17 protein-coding genes are annotated in these 17,924 nt (G+C 71.7%); 11 read left to right on the forward strand and 6 right to left on the reverse strand.

Annotation, left to right across the window (positions count from 1 at the left end; translation table 11 throughout):
- Window positions 1-143 precede the first annotated feature (143 nt).
- The 3 genes from BX285_RS12960 (at window position 144) to BX285_RS12975 (ending at window position 3,654) form a co-directional block, all read left to right on the forward strand.
- Entirely contained in the window at window positions 144-704 is a 561-nt protein-coding gene (locus BX285_RS12960) for a DoxX family protein (RefSeq protein ID WP_097238102.1), read from the forward strand.
- Between the two features lie 137 nt (window positions 705-841).
- On the forward strand, window positions 842-1,477 hold the full coding sequence (locus BX285_RS36820; RefSeq protein WP_147465153.1) for an FxLYD domain-containing protein: 636 nt from the start codon (window positions 842-844) through the stop codon (window positions 1,475-1,477).
- 359 nt (window positions 1,478-1,836) lie between these two features.
- A complete protein-coding gene (locus tag BX285_RS12975) occupies window positions 1,837-3,654 on the forward strand; it encodes a glycosyl hydrolase family 18 protein (protein WP_121175210.1) in 1,818 nt (605 codons plus the stop codon).
- A 174-nt stretch (window positions 3,655-3,828) separates the two neighbouring features.
- Here BX285_RS12975 and BX285_RS12980 read toward each other — a convergent pair whose 3' ends face one another.
- Window positions 3,829-4,389, reverse strand: a complete 561-nt coding sequence (locus tag BX285_RS12980) for a MarR family winged helix-turn-helix transcriptional regulator (protein WP_097238104.1) — start codon at window positions 4,387-4,389, stop codon at window positions 3,829-3,831.
- 174 nt (window positions 4,390-4,563) lie between these two features.
- Between BX285_RS12980 and BX285_RS12985 the strand changes: the two genes are divergently transcribed.
- The 4 genes from BX285_RS12985 (at window position 4,564) to BX285_RS13000 (ending at window position 9,332) form a co-directional block, all read left to right on the forward strand.
- Window positions 4,564-5,868 (forward strand): MFS transporter, encoded by a 1,305-nt coding sequence (locus BX285_RS12985; RefSeq protein ID WP_257032807.1) that lies wholly within the window; start codon window positions 4,564-4,566, stop codon window positions 5,866-5,868.
- Between the two features lie 210 nt (window positions 5,869-6,078).
- Entirely contained in the window at window positions 6,079-7,692 is a 1,614-nt protein-coding gene (locus BX285_RS12990) for a dolichyl-phosphate-mannose--protein mannosyltransferase (RefSeq protein WP_121175211.1), read from the forward strand.
- Entirely contained in the window at window positions 7,692-8,477 is a 786-nt protein-coding gene (locus BX285_RS12995; RefSeq protein WP_121175212.1) for an ABC transporter permease, read from the forward strand. The genes BX285_RS12990 and BX285_RS12995 overlap by 1 nt, the downstream gene beginning before the upstream one ends.
- Window positions 8,478-8,744: 267 nt before the next feature.
- Window positions 8,745-9,332, forward strand: a complete 588-nt coding sequence (locus tag BX285_RS13000) for a TMEM165/GDT1 family protein (protein ID WP_097238108.1) — start codon at window positions 8,745-8,747, stop codon at window positions 9,330-9,332.
- Window positions 9,333-9,398: 66 nt separating this feature from the next.
- Here BX285_RS13000 and BX285_RS38335 read toward each other — a convergent pair whose 3' ends face one another.
- Complete coding sequence (locus tag BX285_RS38335) at window positions 9,399-10,550, reverse strand: peptidoglycan-binding protein (protein ID WP_121175213.1); 1,152 nt, start codon at window positions 10,548-10,550, stop codon at window positions 9,399-9,401.
- A gap of 442 nt (window positions 10,551-10,992) precedes the next feature.
- On the opposite strand from BX285_RS38335, the gene BX285_RS13010 reads away from it, so the two are divergent.
- Together BX285_RS13010 and BX285_RS13015 are read left to right on the forward strand one after the other, a co-directional pair.
- A complete protein-coding gene (locus tag BX285_RS13010; protein ID WP_121175214.1) occupies window positions 10,993-13,065 on the forward strand; it encodes an MFS transporter in 2,073 nt (690 codons plus the stop codon).
- Window positions 13,066-13,155: 90 nt separating this feature from the next.
- Window positions 13,156-13,632 carry a CYTH domain-containing protein gene (locus tag BX285_RS13015; protein ID WP_097238111.1) on the forward strand — a complete coding sequence of 159 codons (477 nt, stop codon included), beginning with the start codon at window positions 13,156-13,158 and terminating at the stop codon, window positions 13,630-13,632.
- A 31-nt stretch (window positions 13,633-13,663) separates the two neighbouring features.
- Here the strand turns inward: BX285_RS13015 and BX285_RS13020 are convergent, their stop codons facing one another.
- Window positions 13,664-14,149: a MarR family winged helix-turn-helix transcriptional regulator gene (locus tag BX285_RS13020; protein WP_259470512.1), complete on the reverse strand. Its 486-nt coding sequence runs from the start codon at window positions 14,147-14,149 to the stop codon at window positions 13,664-13,666.
- Window positions 14,150-14,211: 62 nt separating this feature from the next.
- Here BX285_RS13020 and BX285_RS13025 point away from each other — a divergent pair, with 62 nt between their 5' ends.
- A complete protein-coding gene (locus BX285_RS13025; RefSeq protein ID WP_121175216.1) occupies window positions 14,212-14,622 on the forward strand; it encodes a cupin domain-containing protein in 411 nt (136 codons plus the stop codon).
- Between the two features lie 88 nt (window positions 14,623-14,710).
- Entirely contained in the window at window positions 14,711-15,037 is a 327-nt protein-coding gene (locus tag BX285_RS13030) for an antibiotic biosynthesis monooxygenase (RefSeq protein ID WP_097238114.1), read from the forward strand.
- A gap of 247 nt (window positions 15,038-15,284) precedes the next feature.
- On the opposite strand, the gene BX285_RS13035 is transcribed toward BX285_RS13030, so the two are convergent.
- Genes BX285_RS13035 through BX285_RS13045 form a run of 3 tightly spaced genes read right to left on the reverse strand, consistent with a single transcriptional unit; the run spans window position 15,285 to window position 17,830 of the window.
- The gene (locus BX285_RS13035; protein WP_143685810.1) at window positions 15,285-15,827 is read right to left on the reverse strand and encodes a hypothetical protein; all 543 of its coding nucleotides are present in this window, start codon (window positions 15,825-15,827) and stop codon (window positions 15,285-15,287) included.
- A gap of 51 nt (window positions 15,828-15,878) precedes the next feature.
- Window positions 15,879-17,507 (reverse strand): alpha/beta hydrolase, encoded by a 1,629-nt coding sequence (locus tag BX285_RS13040; protein WP_121175217.1) that lies wholly within the window; start codon window positions 17,505-17,507, stop codon window positions 15,879-15,881.
- The gene (locus tag BX285_RS13045) at window positions 17,504-17,830 is read right to left on the reverse strand and encodes a hypothetical protein (protein WP_147465154.1); all 327 of its coding nucleotides are present in this window, start codon (window positions 17,828-17,830) and stop codon (window positions 17,504-17,506) included. Before BX285_RS13045 ends, BX285_RS13040 begins: the two co-directional genes overlap by 4 nt.
- Window positions 17,831-17,924: the final 94 nt, after the last annotated feature.

A 17,924-nucleotide genomic window follows, 5' to 3' on the forward strand; every position in this document is an offset into this window, starting at 1 on the left:
CCCGTTCGGCGGGGCATTCCCGGCTGTCTGCGGATTCGCCCGGATGGCGGGCTCCGGCTCGAACGGGTGCGCGCCCTCGGGTGCCATGGAGACAGGACTGCCACCGGGCAGCGACCACTCCGCCGCGGAAACGAGGATGCGACATGTGCCTGAACCGTAAGGACCTGGGCCTGTTGGCCCTGCGCAGCGCGGTCGGCGGGGTGCTGATCGCGCACGGCACCCAGAAGCTGTTCGGCTGGTTCGGGGGCGGCGGCCTGGATGCCACCACCCAGGCGATGGACCACATGGGCTTCCACCCGGCCCGGCAGAGCGCGATCGCAGCCGGTGTCGGCGAGGCGGGCGGCGGCGCGCTGCTGGTGGCCGGGCTGGCCACGCCCGCGGCCGGGGCGGTGGTGGCCGGGACGATGGCGGGCGCGGTGGCGGTGCACGCCCCGGCCGGCTTCTTCGCGATGTCCGGCGGCTACGAGTACCCGGCCTTCCTCGGCGCGGCCGGGCTGGCGATCGGCCTGGCCGGGCCCGGGCGGTACTCGCTGGACCACCTGACCGGCCATGTCTTCGACCGGTCGTGGGTCGGCCTGCTGTCCTTCGTGGGGAGCGCGGCGGCGGCGTACGGCGTGGTGGCGCGGCGCCGGCACCTGGTGCGGCTGCGCGAGGAGCGGGCCGCCGTGGAGGCGGACGAGCAGGAGGGCTCGGGGCTGTCCTGAGCGCAGCACCGAGGGGCCCGCTCACCCGGAGGCAGCAGCCCTGCTGGCGGCCGCCCCCGGGCCCGCGGAGGGTGGGCGGGAGGCGTGCCGGGCAGCCCGGCGCCGACCGGAAACGCCGACCGTGAACGAGGGATCGCATGGACCGCCAGCCGCTCACCCGGGCCACCCCCCGGACCCCGTCGAGAGTCACCGCGCAGGACCTGGGCGCGCCGCCGCTGCGCGGTCAACGGCAGCCTGTAGCACGGGTGTTGGTCGCATCGGTGGCCGGTGCGGTGCTCGGTGCGGCGGTGCTGGCGGGCTGTTCCTCGGGCAAGAGTGCGAGCAGTGTGGCCTCCGAGGCGGCGTCCGCGGCGGCGAAGGGCGCGAGCGCCGCCGCCTCGGCCGCCTCCGCGCTGGCCTCGGTGGCCGGCGGGGCGTCCTCGGCGATCGCCTCGGTGGAGGCGCAGGCCTCGGCGGCGGTGTCGGCGGCCTCCTCGGCCGTGGCCGGGATCAAGGGTGGGCTGGACGCGAAGGCCGACGTCACCGCCGGGCCGGTGACCACCGGCGTGGACGGCAAGGCGCTGGTGCAGTTGACCGTCACCAACCACGGCCAGCAGTCGTACCGGTACGTGATCCAGCTGAACTTCACCGACGAGTCGGGCAAGGTGCTCGACGCGACCGCGGTGACCGTCCAGGACGTGGCCGCCGGGCAGAGCGCCCAGGCCACCGCGCGGAGCAACCGGGAACTCTCCGGCACGGTCAAGGCCGAGGTCGCCAACGCCATCCGCTACTGAGGCGCAGCCACCGGGGAGCCGGGGCGCAGCTCGGCGGGCGCCTTGGCGCGGGCGTCGAGCGGGGCGTCGAGCGGGGGCGTCGAGCGGGGTCGAACCTTAAGCGGGACTCAAGGCCCAACGGGACCCCTTGACGGGCGAGTTGGTCTAGTCCATTTTTATTGCCCAGGTGCAGGGAGCCCCTGAACCGGCGTCAACGGCCTCGTGCCGCGGGCGCCGGTTCGGCACATCCCGGTGTCCGTCATGGCCTGATCCCGCTCGATTCCCCACCCTTTCCTGTCATGTCCCGGTCGTCCGGCCCCACCCCGGACGCACACCCCGCGGGCCGACCGGAATCCCCCACAACCAGGAGTCATGCACCCATGCTGCGCTCACGCATTGAAAGGGCCGGGACGCCGGCTCCGCAGGGCGGCTGTCGACGCCGCCCCAAGAGCCTGGCCGCCATCGCGGCCGGCACCACCGCCTCCCTGCTGCTCGGCGCGGGCCTCGCGCTGTCCGGCGGCGCCGCGGCCAACGCCGCGACCACCAACAGCACCGGCGCGCCCGCGACCAGCGGCGGCATCAAGGTCGCCTACTTCGACCAGTGGTCGGTCTACGCGAACGCGTACTACCCCAAGACGATCCAGGACACCGGCGTGGCCGGGAAGCTGGACTACCTGATCTACGACTTCGCCAACATCCACCCGACCGACCTCGGCTGCTTCGAGGCCACCAAGGCCGCCGACACCAACGACAACAACCCCAACGCCGGCGACGGAGCGGGCGACGCGTTCGCCGACTACCAGAAGAGCTTCGGCGCGGACATCTCGGTCGACGGCGTCGGCGACGTCTGGAACCAGCCGATCGCGGGCAACTTCAACCAGCTGAAGAAGCTGAAGGCGAAGAACCCGAACCTCAAGGTCCTGCTCTCGCTGGGTGGTTGGACCTACTCCAAGTACTTCTCGGCGGCGGCCGCCACGGACGCCTCGCGCAAGCACCTGGTCTCGTCCTGCCTCGACATGTTCATCAAGGGCAACCTCCCGTCCGACGCCGGCTTCGGCGGCCCGGGCTCGGGGGCGGGCGTCTTCGACGGCATCGACATCGACTGGGAGTACCCGGGCGGCGGTGGCCACACCGGCAACCTCTCCAGCCCGGCCGACAAGCAGAACTTCACGGCCCTGCTGAAGGAGTTCCGCACCCAGCTGGACGCGCAGGGCAAGGCCGACAACAAGACCTACGCCCTGTCGGCGGCGGTCGGCGCCGGCCAGGACAAGATCATGAACGTCGAGACCGACAAGATCGGTCAGTACCTGACCTTCCTCGACGTCATGACCTACGACATGCACGGCGGCTGGGACGCGCAGGGCCCGACCAACCACCAGGCCCCGCTCTACTCCGGCCCGAACGACCCGTCGACCCCGGCCAAGCCGGGCAACGGCAAGTACTCGATCGACAACGCCGTCAAGGCGTGGACGGTCGGCGACGCGCAGTACGGCATCCCCGGCGGCTTCCCCGCCAACAAGATCAACATGGGTGTGCCGTTCTACTACCGCGGCTGGACCGGCGTGAAGGACAACGGCCAGCACGGCCTGTTCCAGCCAGCCGCCAGCCCGGCGGCCGGCGCGGCGATGTCCGGCAACGTCCCCGGCATCCAGATGTACAAGGAGCTCGCGGGCTTCGTCGACAACCCGTCCAAGACCTTCTGGGACGACGCCGCCAAGGCCACCTACTTCTACGACGGCAACACCTTCTGGAGCGGTGAGGACGCCAAGTCGATCCAGGCCAAGCTCGACTACGCGCACTGCAACGGCCTCGGCGGGTCGTTCGCCTTCTCGCTGTACGACCTGGGGACCAGGACCGCCCTGTTCGACACGATGGTGACCGCCACCAACGGCTCCGCCGCCGGCTGCCCGGCCCCGCCCACCGGCACGCCGACCCCGACCCAGACCCCGACCGGCACCCCCACCGGTACGCCGACGGGCACCCCGACCGGAACCCCCACGGGCACCCCGACCGGCACCCCGACCACGCCGGCCACCTGCTCGGCCGCCCCGAGCTGGGACCCGAACACCACCTACGCGGCCGGCGGCACCAAGGTCTCCTGGAAGGGCCACTACTACACCAACAAGTGGTGGACCAAGGGCGAGGACCCGACCCTGAGCGGCCAGTGGGGCGTCTGGGCCGACAACGGGCCCTGCTGACACCCCGCAGCACCGGAGGCCCGACGGCCCCTTGCACCACCTGATGTCATGAGTCCGGCCCGCCGGGGGGAGTCCCCCGGCGGGCCGGACTCGACCGTTTTCCGGGCCTGTTCGGCCCGAGGGCCCCGAGGCTCCGAGGCCCCGCGGCTCCGAGGCCTCGAAAGCCCCGCGCCGCTAGCCCAGGTCGGTGGTGCGTGCGGGGGTGTCGGGGCGGCTCTCCTCGATCCGGCGCAGCATCCGGGCCAGCAGGCCGGAGAGTGCGGTGCGCTCCTCGCCGGTGATGTCCTGGAGCAGCCCCTCCTCGAAGACGGCCGCCATCCGCATCGATTCGAGCCACTTGTCGCGGCCGGTCTCGGTCAGCTCGATGATCACCCGCACCCGGTTGGACTCGTCCCGATCCCGGGTGACCAGGCCGTCGGCCACCATCCGGTCGATCCGGTGCGTCATCGCCGCCGGGGTGAGCCCGAGCCGCTTGGCCAGCTCGCCCGGCCCCAGCCGGTAGGGGCTGCCGGCGACCACCAGGGCCTTGAGCACCTCCCACTCGGCGGAGGTGATTCCGAGCACAGTCAGCTGCCGGTCGTACGCCACGCCCATCCGTCGGGAGACCCGGTTGAGGGTCTGCACGATGGTCTCCACCTGGGGGTCCACGGTGGGGAATTCCCGCTGGTAGAGGGCCACCTGCTCGGCGATGCCGAACTCCAGGGGGGTGGCCGGCACGGGCTTGTCCGTAGTCATGCGGACCAGTGTCGCACGAGGGTGCACGCCTTAAGCCTTTGACTCCGCACTCTTCCGGTGCTAAGACTTTATCTCGTCAAACTTTAGCTCTGAAATCTTCTGGACTTAAGAGTGTGGGTCTCAAGAGTGTGAGGCTCAAGACTGTCCAGTCGAAACCAGGAAGGGATGTGCACGGTGACCGGCACGGTGAAGCAGCAGAGGCAGCAGCGACGCGGGGCGGGCGGCCCGCTGCGCCGCGTCCAGATCGGCAACGCGCTCAGCGCGTTCGGCAGCGGGTTCACGATGCCGTACATGTTCGTGTACGTGGACCAGGTGCGCGGGCTGGGTTCGCTGGCGGCCGGGATGGTCTTCACCGTCTTCGCGCTGGCGGCCCTCGCCGTCCTCCCGTTCACCGGGCGCGGCATCGACAGGTACGGCCCCCGCCCGGTGCTGCTGGCCGGCGCGGCGCTCGCCGCCACCGGCGCGTTCGCCTTCGGTCACGCCACCGGCACCCCGGCCCTGCTGGTCTCCTCCTTCCTGTTCGGTGCGGGTGTCACCACCTGCCAGCCGGCGCTCGCCACGATGATCGTCCGCTGCTCCACGGCGGCGACCCGCTCGCACGCCTTCGCGCTGCAGTTCACCCTGGTCAACCTGGGCATGGGCATCGGTGCGCTGGTCGGCGGGCAGATCGTGGACGTCTCCGACCCGGCCAGCCTGACCAGGCTGTTCACCATCGAGGCGGCGACCTTCCTCGGCCTGGCCCTGGTCACCGGCACCGCCCGGATGCCCAAGGTCGTGCTGACCGCCGTCCACGGCAGGAGCGACGGCCCGACCGGCCTGCGCGCGCTGGTCGCCGACAAGGCGATGCTGCGGCTCTGCCTGCTCGCCGGGCTGATCTTCTTCACCTGCTACGGCCAGTTCGAGTCCGGCGTCGCGGCCTTCGCCACCGACACCGTCGGCACCGCCCCCTCCACCCTGGGCTTCGCGATCGGCGCCAACGCGCTCACCATCGTGGTCCTGCAGATGTTCATGGTGCGGATCACCGCGCGCCGCCGCCGCACCACCGCGATGGCCGCGGCCGGCCTGGTCTGGCTCGGCGCCTGGGCGATGGCCCTGCTGGCCGGCCTGATCCGGACCGAGACCATGGCCGCCACGGTCGCCATCGTCTCGATCTACGCCCTGTTCGGCGTCGGCGAGTCGCTGCTCGCCCCCACCATGGGCCCGATGGTGGCCGACCTCGCCCCGGCCCGGCTGCTCGGCACCTACAACGCCGGGTACGCCCTGGTGAAGCAGATCGCGATCGCGGTCGGCCCGGCCGTCGGCGTGCTGCTGGTCGGCTCCGGCACCTGGCCGCTCTACCTGGCGGCGATGGCCGGCTCCACGCTGCTGGTCGTCACCCTGGCGCTGCGGCTGCGCCGGCACCTCACGCCGGAGCAGGACAACGCCGCACCGGCCGTGGTCCACGCCGTCCCGGTCCGCGAGCTGCAGACCGCCGCGTAGCAGACCGCCCCGCGGCGGAGGGCAGCCGAAGGGCACACAGCCGAAGCGCGCGTACGAGCGTTCGGAACGGGCGCCGACCAGGTCACCTGGTCGGCGCCCGTCGCGCTTGGCTTCGCGAGCACCGCCACATAGTGTCAGTGGCTGTTGACCGCCCGGATCCGGCCGCACCGGCCGGCCCGGGCAGCGAGCAGACAGGCGATTCGGCAGGCTATGACGCAAGCGGCGCTCACGCACCCCCCGGCGGCCCCGACCCCCGCCGCCCCCGCACCGGCCCCCCGCGGCGGCCTGGTCCGCTGGGCGGCCGACCGCTCCGGCTGGCTCGGGCCGATCGGCGTCGCGCTCTTCGCCGGCCTGCTGCGGTTCTGGCACCTCGGCTACCCCAACGCCTTCGTCTTCGACGAGACGTACTACCCCAAGGACGCCTGGTCGCTGCTGCAGCAGGGCTACGAGGGCTCCTGGCCCGACCACGCCAACGCCGACATCCTGGCCGTCCCGCAGGCTATCCCGCTCGGCTCCGCCCCCGAGTTCATCGCCCACCCGCCACTCGGCAAATGGGTGATGGCGATCGGCGAGCAGCTGTTCGGCCTGCATCCCTTCGGCTGGCGGTTCATGACCGCCCTGCTCGGCACCGTCACCGTGCTGATGCTGGCCCGGATCGGCCGCCGCCTCTTCGGCTCCACGCTGGTCGGCTGCACCGCCGCGCTGCTGATGTCGGTGGACGGCCTGCAGCTGGTGATGAGCCGGATCGGCCTGCTCGACGGCATCCAGATGTTCTTCGTGCTCGCCGCCTTCGGCAGCCTGCTGATCGACCGCGACCACGCCCGCGCCCGGCTGGCGCAGGCGATGGACGGCGACCGCGTACGGCTCGGCGCGCGCCCCTGGCGGATCGCCGCCGGGGTGTTCCTCGGCGCCGCCTGCGCGGTCAAGTGGAACGGCGCGCCGATCCTCGCCGCCTTCGGCGTCCTCACCGTCCTGTGGGACCAGTCCGGCCGCCGCGCGGCCGGCGCCCGCCACCCCTGGCGCTCCATGCTGCGCCGGGACGCCGTCCCCGCCTTCTTCGCGATGGCCGGCTCCGCCCTGGTGGTGTACGTCGGCGCCTGGGGAGGCTGGCTGGCCAGCGGCGGGGTCGGTGACGGCGGGTACGACCGGCACTGGGCCGACGGCCGCGCCGGGCTCTCCCCGGACAGCTTCCTCGGCATCCCGCTGCCGCAGGTGTCGATGAGCTGGGTGCCCGCGGCGCTGCGCAGCCTGTGGCACTACCACTCGCAGATGTACGACTTCAACACCGGCCTGAGCACCCCGCACACCTACCAGTCCAACCCCTTCGCCTGGCTGGTCGACGGCCGCCCGGTCTCCATGTACTGGGAGCAGGTCCCCGAGGGGGCGCGCGGCTGCACCTCCTCCGGCGGCTGCTCGGCGCAGATCCTCGGCCTGGGCACCCCGTTCCTGTGGTGGGCGGCCTGCTTCGCGCTGGCCTACCTGCTGTGGCGCTGGTTCTTCCGGCGGGACTGGCGCTCCGGTGCGGTGCTCTGCGCGGTGGCCGGGATCTACCTGCCCTGGTTCCGCTACCAGGAACGGACGATCTTCTCCTTCTACATGGTCGTGCTGGTGCCGTTCCTGTGCCTGGCCGTCGCCCAGATGCTGGGCGCGATGGTCGGCCCGCCCGGCTGCAGCCCCCGGCGCCGCCGGATCGGCGCGATCGGGGCCGGGGCCGTCGTGCTGGCGATCGTCGGGTGCTTCGCCTTCTTCTATCCGCTGTACACGGCGGAGGTGATCCCGATGTCGTCCTGGCAGGACCGGATGTGGTTCACCAGCTGGATCTGATGGCGCCAGGGCCCGCCCTGGCGGCCTCCGGCGGTCAGCTGCTGCCGGTCACCCCGGTGCTCGGGGTGGTCACCGCCGTCCTGCTGGTGGCCGCCGTCGCCGTCGCCGGGCGGGGCCTGCTCGGCCACGGGCACGCGGTGCTGCGGGCCGGGCTGCGGGCCGTGGTGCAGCTGGCCGGGGTCGCCGCGGTGATCACCTGGGTGGTCGGCTCGCTCTGGTGGTCGGCGCTGTTCGTGCTGGTGATGTTCGTCGTCGCGGTGCGCACAGCCGGGCGGCGGATGACCCCCGGGCCCGGCTGGGTCTGGGCGGCCGCCCCGATCGGCGCCGGGGTGCTGCCGGTGCTGGCCCTGCTGCTGGGCGTCGGACTGCTGCCGCCGAAGGGGCTGTCCGTCATCCCGGTCGCGGGCATCCTGATCGGCGGCGCGCTCACCGCGACCTCGCTGGCCGGCCGGCGCGCCCTGGACGAGCTGCGGCAGCGGCGCGGCGAGGTGGAGGCGGCGCTGGCGCTCGGCTTCGAGGAGCGCGAGGCGCGGCTGGAGATCTGCCGTACGGCCGCGGCGACCTCGCTGGTCCCGGCGCTGGACCAGACCCGGACGGTCGGCCTGGTCACCCTGCCCGGGGCCTTCGTCGGGATGCTGCTCGGCGGGGCCTCGCCCGTCCAGGCGGGGGCGGTGCAGCTGTTCGTGCTGGTCGGGTTGCTGGCGGTGGAATCGGTGGCGATCGTGGTGGTGCTGGAACTGGTCGGCCGGGGCCGGGTGACGGCGGTGGCGGTGGGCGAGGGCTGAGGGCTGCGGGCTCCGGGGCTTCGGTCGAGGGCTGTGGGCTCCGGGGCAGTCGGCGGGGTCGGGTACCCTTGGGGGCGTTGAAGGGGAGTAGCCCTCCACCGGACCGTCGACATACTGGCCCCCAGGGGCCCGGCGCCCGGGGCACCGCTCGAAGAGCGTTGCCGGCGAGACCTTCGGCCGCAGTGCTGTGACCATGACCAGTGCTGTCGGGCCGAAGCGTCCCCTGACGGAGCTGCGGAGGCCGGGCAGCCCGACCGAGGAACCCTTCTGATGAGTTTGACCGTCGCCGCGTTGACCTTCGGCATCATCTTCCTGGCCGAACTGCCGGACAAGACCGCGCTGGCCAGTCTGGTGCTGGGCACCAAGTACCGGGCGAGCTACGTCTTCGCGGGCATCGCCGCCGCCTTCGCCCTCCAGGTGGGCATCGCACTGGTCGCCGGGCACCTGCTCTCGCTGCTCCCGCACCGCTGGGTGGAGGGCGTCACCGGCCTGCTCTTCCTGGCCGGCGCCGCGATGCTGCTGTTCCACGGCGGCGGGGACGAGGACGAGCACGCCGCCAAGGAGCCGTCCTCGAACAGCTTCTGGAAGGTGGCCGGGGCCAGCTTCGTGGTCGTCGCGATCGCCGAGTTCGGCGACCTGACCCAGATCATGACCGCCAACCTGGCCGCCAAGTACGCCGATCCGCTGGCCGTCGGCATCGGCTCCTGGCTGGCGCTCTGCGCGGTCGGCGGGGTGGCCATCGTGGGCGGCCAGAAGCTGCTCAAGTACGTGCCGATGAAGCTGATCATCCGGGTGGCGGCGGCGATCATGGTGGTGCTGGCGGGCGTCAGCATCTTCGGGGCGATCACCGGCTGACGGGCGGGGCGCCGCCCGTCAGCGGGTCCGGGGGTGCGGGTGGCCGGGATCCCGGTCCGGGGCCGGTCAGCAGCCCGGGTCGGCGGCGAGGACGGCCTGGGTTTTGGGGCCGTAGACGCCGTCCTCGCCCTTGATCCGGTTCTCCTTCTGGTAGCTGCTGAGCACCGACCGGGTCCAGTAGTCGAAGGTGCCGGTGACGATCGACTTGTCGACGAATCCGCACTCGGCGACGTACAGGCGCTGCTGCAGGTCCTTGACGTCCGGACCGTTCATCCCGAGCTGCAGCACGCGGGCGGTGGTCGTCGGCGTCGGGGTGGGCGTCGGGGTCGGGGTGGGGGTCGGCGTCGGCGTCTGGACCGGGGTGGGCGTCGGCGTCGCGGTGGGGGTCGGCGTCGGCGTGGCCGTCTTCGTCGGTGTCGGCTTGCGGGTGGGCGTCGCGGTCGGGCTCGGTGCCTCGGAGGTCGGGGCCGCCGTGGTCACGGCGGGCGCCACGGTCGGATCCACCGGCGCGGGCGCCAGGGTGGTGGTCGGCAGCGGCAGCGCCTGCTTGGCGTCCGGCCCGGCGGAGGGCGTCACCGCGTACGCGACGCCGATGGTGAGCGCCACCAGCGCGGCGCCCACCCCCGCGAGCAGGCCCTTGCGCTGGGCGAGCGGGTTCCTCGCGGCCTGCTCGGCGGCCCGGCGCGCGGCCCGGCCGCCGGCCTCCGGTTCGACTCCGGCGTCGAGCCCGGGTCCGAAGCCGGGAGCGGCCGGGGCGTTGGCGAAGGGGAAGAAACCGAGCTCGTCGTCCTGCCGTTCCCCTTGCCCGTGCCCTCCCTCGTGCCCGTGCCCGGTGGGCGGCACCGGCGGCAGCACGGTGGTGGCGTAGGCGTCGGCGTCCGGCCCCAGCGGGGCGCGCCCCGTCGGGACGGGCGGCAGCACGGTGGTCGCGTACGCGTCCGCGTCCGGCCCCAGCGGAGGGGTGACCGGCCCGGCGGGCGCGCCCGGCTGCCCCGGGGCGACCGGGGGCAGCACCGTGGTCGCGAACGGGTCCACGACCGGGCCGTCCGCCGGCAGCTCCTCGGCCACCTGGTCGGCGGTCTGCGGGACGTACGGGCGGACCAGCGGCGGGCCCTCGGCATGGGGGAGGACGGCGGTCTCGATGAGGCTCGGATCCGGGACGCAGCCGCACCCGGTTGAGCGTGCGGTGCCGCACGTCGGGCAGTGCTGGTCCGGCATCGGCCGGTCCTCCTCGATTTCGCGTCGGTCTCGCGGGCGGTCTTGCGGGTGATCCTGCGGCGGTCTTGCGGGGTCGCCCGCGCTTCGGGGCGGGGCCCGGGCCGCACGATCGCGCCTGATTATGCAGGACGGCCCGGAGGGGGGACAGGGGCGTCCGGTCCCGGGCGGGGGTGTTGTGGCGGTTGATGCCGGTTGGCCCCTCCGAGAACGGTCCGCAGGCCCCGGACGTCCCCGCTGCTGACGTTGCCTCTGGCGCTGCTGCTGACGTCGCCTCTGACGCAGCCGCTGACGTTCGGCTACGTTCGGCTCAATCAGGCGGAACAAATCGGGGCGAATCTGCCAGCATGGTGAGCTGGGAGTGATCATCCGCCCGGACCCGCCAGCCCGGGGGCCCGCGACCCTCCGGACCCGCCCCTTGCCCCCGAGATCCTCTGGAGACGCCATGACGGATCCGCTCGCCGCGTCCGACCGGAGCCCGGCGGGCGAGCCCGGTCCGCCGGCCGCAGCCGTCCCCGACCTGTGGGTGCCGATCGGCGCCCTGCTGCTGGCGATGCTGCTCGCGGCCCTCGACCAGACCATCGTCTCCACCGCGCTGCCCACCATCGTCAGCGACCTCGGCGGCCTCGACCACCTCTCCTGGGTGGTCACCGCCTACCTGCTGGCCTCCACGGCCGCGACGCCGCTCTGGGGCAAGCTCGGCGACATGTACGGCCGGAAGCGGTTCTTCCAGGCCGCCATCGTGATCTTCCTGATCGGCTCGGTGCTGTGCGGAATCGCCCAGAACATGGGCGAGTTGATCGCCTTCCGGGCACTGCAGGGCCTGGGCGGCGGCGGGCTGATGGTGCTCTCCCAGGCGATCGTCGGCGACCTCGTCCCGCCCCGGGACCGCGGCCGCTACCAGGGCCTGTTCGGCGCGGTGTTCGGCGTCACCAGCGTGCTCGGGCCGCTGCTCGGCGGGCTGTTCGTCGACCACCTCAGCTGGCGCTGGGTCTTCTACGTCAACCTGCCGGTCGGCGTCGTCGCCCTGCTGGTGATCGCGGCAGTGCTGCACGGGACGGAGGTGCGGCGCGAGCACCGGATCGACTACCTCGGCACCGCCCTGATCGCCGCGGTCGCCACCTGCCTGGTGCTGATGACCTCGCTCGGCGGCACCACCTGGGCCTGGAGCTCCTGGCAGATCGTCGGCCTCGGCGTGCTCGGGCTGGTGCTGCTGCTCGCCTTCGTCCTGGTCGAACGCACCGCCGCGGAGCCCGTTCTGCCGCTGCGCCTGTTCCGCTCACGGACCTTCAGCCTGGTCGCGGTGATCTCCTTCGTGATCGGCTTCGCGATGTTCGGCGCACTCACCTACCTGCCGACCTTCCTCCAGGTGGTCATGCAGGTCTCGCCGACCATGTCCGGCATCCACATGCTGCCGATGGTGCTCGGCATGCTGCTCACCTCGATCGGCTCCGGCCAGATCGTCGCCCGCACCGGCCACTACCGCGTCTTCCCGATCGCCGGGACGGCGGTGACGACCGTCGGACTGCTGCTGCTGTCCCGGCTGGACGAGCACAGCAGCACCGCCGAGACGAGCTGCTACTTCCTGGTCTTCGGCCTCGGGCTGGGCCTGGTGATGCAGGTGCTGGTGCTGATCGTGCAGAACTCGGTCGGTTACCAGGACCTCGGCGTGGCCACCGCGGGTGCCACCTTCTTCCGCTCCATCGGGGCCGCCTTCGGCGTCTCCATCTTCGGGACGATCTTCGCGAGCGGGCTGCGGGACCGGCTCGCCGACGCCCTGGCGGGGGTGCCGCTGCCGCCCGGGTTCCAGCCCGACGCCATCACCTCCGACCCGCGGGTCATCTCCCGGCTGCCGGCCGCCGTCCAGGCCGGCGTCTACCACGCCTACGCCGAGTCGATCACCCGCGTCTTCCTCTACGCGGTGCCCGTCGCCGTGGTCGCCTTCATCCTGTCGCTCTTCCTGCGCGAGCAGAAACTGCGCTCCACCGTGACCGCGCCGGACCTGAGCGAGTCCATCGGACTCAACCCGGTCGAGCGCAGCTCCCTGGACGAGATCGCCCGCGCACTCTCGGTGCTGAGCACCCGCGATGCCCGGCGCGACCTCTTCCGGCGGATCACCGCCACCGCCGGCCTCGACCTGCTGCCCGCCTCCAGCTGGCTGCTGCTGCAGATGCACCAGCACGGCTCGGTCGAGCCGGCGGAGCTGGCCGAGCGACGGATCGTCCCGATCGCCGTCATCGAGCAAGCCGTCCGGGAGGTGGAGAGCCGGGGACTGGCCGCGCGCACCGGCGGGCTGCCGCTGCGGCTCACCGAACCGGGGGAGGAGGCGGCGCTCCGGCTGGTTGCCGCCCGGCGCACCCAACTCGCCGACCTGCTGGGCGACTGGGACGAGAAGCAGTACGCCGATCTCGCCGAACTGCTCACCAGGCTCAGCTCCACCCTGTGCGCCGACCGGAGGGACCGGCCCGACCCGGTCGGACCGGAGCCGCCGTACCGGAGCGAGGGGCGGTCGTTCTGACCGTCCCCAAGTGGCGTATCAGTGAGGCGCATCGGCGTATCGTCGCGATATCACCAGGTCGCTGGGCAGCTCGGGAAGGAAAGGTGCGGCATGCCACTCGAAATCGAGCGCAAGTTCCTGCTGACCGCCTTCACGCCGCCGGAGACGGCGGTGCGGCGACGGATCGAGCAGGGCTACATAGCGATCAAGGACGACGGGACGGAGGTGCGGCTGCGGCGGATCGGCGACAGCTGCGTCCTCGGCGTCAAACGCGCCACGGCGGGAGCCGCACCCGTCCGCGTCGAGGTGGAACGCGAGCTCGGGGAGCGGGAGTTCGACGAGCTCTGGCCGGCCACGGCCGGCGCCCGGCTGGTCAAGGACCGGTACACCGTCGAGTCGGCCGGCGTCACCGTCGATGTCGACGTTTACCGGGGCGAGTTGGCCGGACTGCTCACCGCCGAGGTCGAGTTCGGCTCGGAGGAGGCGGCGGAGGCCTTCACCCCGCCGGACTGGTTCGGCGCCGAGATCACCGGCGTCCCGGCGTACAAGAACCAGAACCTCGCGGTCCGAGGCCTCCCCGAGTCCTGACGCTGCCACGGCAGTTGCGCGCTCCCGGGCCTCAGGGCGTGCCGAACCAGCGGGGCGTGTCGAGGCGGAACGGGTCGCCGGGGGCGAGCCGGCGCAGCCCGTCCTCCACCTGACGCAGCTGCTCCTCGCCGAGGGCCGCCGACCACTCGGCGCGCAGCTCGTCGAAGATCCGCGCCGAGCGGACCAGGCAGTCCACGCCCCGGTCGGTGAGCCGGACCACCTTGCGGCGCGCGTCGGCCGGGTCGCTGCCGCGCTCGACGTAGCCGAGCTGCTCCAGGCTCTCGACGGTTTTGCCGGCCGCCTGCTTGGAGACGCCGAGTCGGCGGCCGAGTTCGACGGCGGTGGTGCCCTGCGGCCCGATCGCCTGGAAGACGAAGCCGTGCATCGGGCGCAGGTCGGGGTGGCCTTCGCGGGCGATGCGCTCGTGCAGTTCGTCGATGATCGTCCGGAAGGCGAGCAGCAGGCGCAGCGGCAGCTCGAAGCCCGGCGGGGCGGGTTCGGTGGATTCGCTTGACACGATAGACAACCTCATTGACCATATAGACAACTTCATTGTCCATCTTAGGGGGTTCCTTCGCCATGCCCGTGATCCACCGATCCGAAGCCCGCCGCACCGAGACCCCGAACGCCGTCATGACCACCCTCGGCTCGCCCACCCAGGGCACCACCACCCTGGCGATGTGGCAGGTCGAGATGCGGCCGCACGCCCAGGGGCCGCTGCACGCCATGGACGCCGAACAGATCTGGACCCTCCTCACCGGCTCCGCCACCGTCGCCCTCGCCGGCGAGACCCTCACCCTCTCCGCCGGCGACACCCTCGTCCTCCCCGCCGACGCCGCCCGACGCATCGCCACCACCGAAGGCTTCACCGCCGTCGTCGCCTCCACCTCCCCCTCCCACGCCTACAACCCCGACGCCCGCACCCCCGAGGACGCCTGCACCCTCGCCCCCCGCGACGCCCAGCGCCTCCTCCCGCCGTGGATCGGCTGAACCCGCCGGCGTGAGGTGTAGGACACTGCTGACAATGACCGAGCCGACGGCCCGCACGCGGACCCCGGCGAAATCGACAAGGAGCGGCATGTCCGTCGTCAAGATCAACGTACTGACGGTCCCGGCCGAGCAGCGCGAGGTGCTGGAGCAGCGCTTCGCCTCCCGCGCCGGCGCGGTGGAGAACTCGGACGGCTTCGAGTGGTTCGAACTCCTCCGCCCGGTCGAGGGCACCGACCAGTACCTGGTCTACACCCGTTGGCGCAGCGAGGAGGACTTCAAGGCCTGGATGGAGGGCCCGATGAAGTCGGCCCACCAGAACGGCGGCGACGGCGAGGCGCCCAAGCGCCCGGCTGCCTCCGGCTCCACCCTCTGGTCCTTCGAGGTCGTCCAGTCGGCCGGCCCCAAGAACGCCTAGATTGCCTCGCTGTTGCTTCTTCTCGTGCTTCGGGCCCTCCCCTGACGTCAGGAGAGGGCCCGTTGTGAGGGGTGTGCCTCGGCGGGCGGCCCAGGCGCCCGGCCCGGAACGGCCGCAAGGCCGCATGCCCGGCCGGGGGCGGGTGGGGCCGCCCGGCGGCGCGGATGCGCCGCCGCTTGAGTAAGTGAAGGAGAGTTGCGACAGCCCCCACGCCCTGCCCGGACGCGGGGGCTGTCCCTTTCGGTGGCTATGACGTGCTCGTCGGCGAGACCGACGCGGGCGGGGGCAACAGGCAGGGAGTGATGATGCCGAGGTACATGCGATCTCCGCTGCCCGAGGTCTCCGCCGTGGCGGTGTACCGGCTGTTGGGGTGGACGGCGTCGACGAGCGCATCGGGCTTGCCGTCCACGAACTCGCGATAGCCCTCCACCGTCAGGCCCTCGCCCACCAACATGTCTCGGACCTTTCTGACCGCTTCCGGATGCTGGGCGCGCGGCACCGAACTCTTCACGCTGTACATCAGGATGTACCGGTCATCAGTCGCGGTTTCCCCGTTCCTGCCAGTACACGGAGTGAAGAGTGCGTCGACGGTCGTGGGATCGATCTCGATCCCGGCGGTCCGGGCCATGTGCTCGGTTATCTGTTGCGCCCAGGTCTGGGCGTCAGCCTTGGACTTCACGGGTGGTGTGTCATTCCTGTCGGTCGGAGTGGATGAGCACGCGCCGAGCATCGCGACCAGGAGCGCAGTGCAGGCAAGGCGCCTGGAAAGCCGGGTAGGGGTCGCGGTCATGACGCTCCTGAGGATGGTGCGGATCGACTGTTCGGTGGACTGGTGACAGGGTCAGCGCGGGTAGCGGGGGGCGAGCGTCGGCGGGCGGCCGGCGATGATCCGCCCCTGATTTTGGAGGCTTTCACTTGCGCCTCCAGGGCCGAAGTCCCAGTAGCCGCCGTGTCCGCTGGTGTCGATCTGGATGCGCTGGGCGTCGAAGTCCCTGTACTGGGGGCCATCGCCGAGAACGGTGCCGGTGAAGGTCTGGATGAAGTCGTCCTTGGCCGTGCCGACCCAGACGTGCTTCGGGTCGACGTTGAGCTGCCACGCGCCTTCCACCCCCATGCCGGGGCTGCCGAGCGCGAGGATGTCGTTGGCATTCGCCCCGCCGGCGTCGCGTGCGGCCACCCCGACGACGTAGCTGCCGTAGCTGTGCCCCATCAGGGTCAGGTGTGAGCAGACGCCGTTGTCGCCCTCGGCCACCCGCAGGCCCTTGGTGAAGTTGCGCAGCAGCGGTGCCCCGGCGTCCCCGCGGTCGGACTGGGCCACGGAGCCGTCCAGCCAGTTGGGTGTCTCGTAGCCAAGCCACGAGACGACGGCGACATTCTCGTCGCCGGCTTTGTCCTCGGCCGCCTTCTGGAGGCGGCGGATGTGGTCCATCTGCCCCGGTACCCCGGCGAACACGGTCCCGGTGCCCGGTACGAAGACCGCCGTGTGCTGCGCCTTGTCGGGGTTGCCCGTCGAGACGATGGCCCGGCCGTTGTGCGCCTCGGGGTCGATGCCGAGCAGGAACATCTGGTGCTTCTCGGGGTTTCCGTCGGAAGCCGTCAGCTTCCTCTTGATCTCCTCCAAGGCGTTGATCCGCGACTTGTACTCGTCCTCGTCGATGCCGAAGTCGCCGGGCTTCCCGCTTCGGTAGGCGTCCAGCTTCTCGTCGAGCACGAGGCGGTTGGCCTCGTCGCGCACGGTCGTGGGAAGGCCGTCGAGCTTGCCGATCTGATCGGGGTGCAGGGCCAGGTAGGCCTCCTGTTGCTCCGGGGTGAGGCCCTTCCACCACGCGGCGGACTTCTCCGGGTCCTTGCCGTCCGGGATGTACGGGTCGACCAGGCCCAGGTCCTGCATCGCCGCGGCGGCCGCGTTCTTCGCCCCGGTGAGTGCGCCGTTCACCTTGGTCGGGTCGAGAGCATTCGAACTGAGCTGGCCCAAGGCCTTGTTGCCCTGATCGCTCGCCGTCTGGGCCTCCTTCAGCGCGGTGTCGATCCGGCTCTGGAAACCCTGCATCTCCGAGGCGAGTTGCTGGCGAGCCTTTATCGCATCCGGGTCGTTGGCCTCTCCCTTGCCTACGGGCGGGATGCTGACGACACCGTCGGCAGACACATTCAGGCCGGCATCCACCGAGCGCTTCACGGCATTGGTGAGGTTGGTCTGCGCCTGGTAGATCCGGTCGGCGACGGTGTTGAGCACCAGGGCCGCAGTGTCCGCCTCCATCTTGACGATGTTCAGCTGCTGCTCCGTCTTCGCCATGTACGAGAGCGCAGCCTTCGCATCGTCCCCCTCCCAGTTGCCGGCCAGCGGTCCGTTGACCTGGCTACGATGCCGCTGGCCGATGCTTTCCGCCGTGTGACCCAGGGCCGTCCAGGCCTTCGCCGCGTCATGAAGTCCGTGCGGGTCGAACTTCACCAGGAGTTCGTAGAGGCTCACTTGCCCCCCTGCGGTGCGACGGCCCACGCACCGGCGATCGCGCGGTCCTTGTGCTCATGGGCCGTGGCGTTGGCGTTCAGGTTGGCCGCGGTGTCCGCGAGGCGCTGACGCAGGTCGCCGAGCGGCTTGGACCAGCCGGTGCCCAACTGGCTGAGCCCGCCGGCGATCGACCAGCCGGCGAGCTGGCCGGAGACGGTCTCGCTGGTGTTCACCGCGTTCTGAACGGGAGGGCCAAGCTCCTCACCCAGACTCTTGGCGATACCTGCGGAGGCCCGCAGATCGGTTGGTTGTATAGCGACCTTGCCGGTGGCGTTGTCACCCACTGTCTTCTCCCCCCACCCAGGCGTTCGATACGCGTATCTGTGTTCCGCGGAACGTTAACTGAGTCCCGCACGCTACGTATCCGTCAAGATACTC

It is taken from the genome of Streptomyces sp. 1114.5 (assembly GCF_003635085.1).
In the GTDB taxonomy this organism is placed as follows: Bacteria; Actinomycetota; Actinomycetes; order Streptomycetales; family Streptomycetaceae; genus Kitasatospora.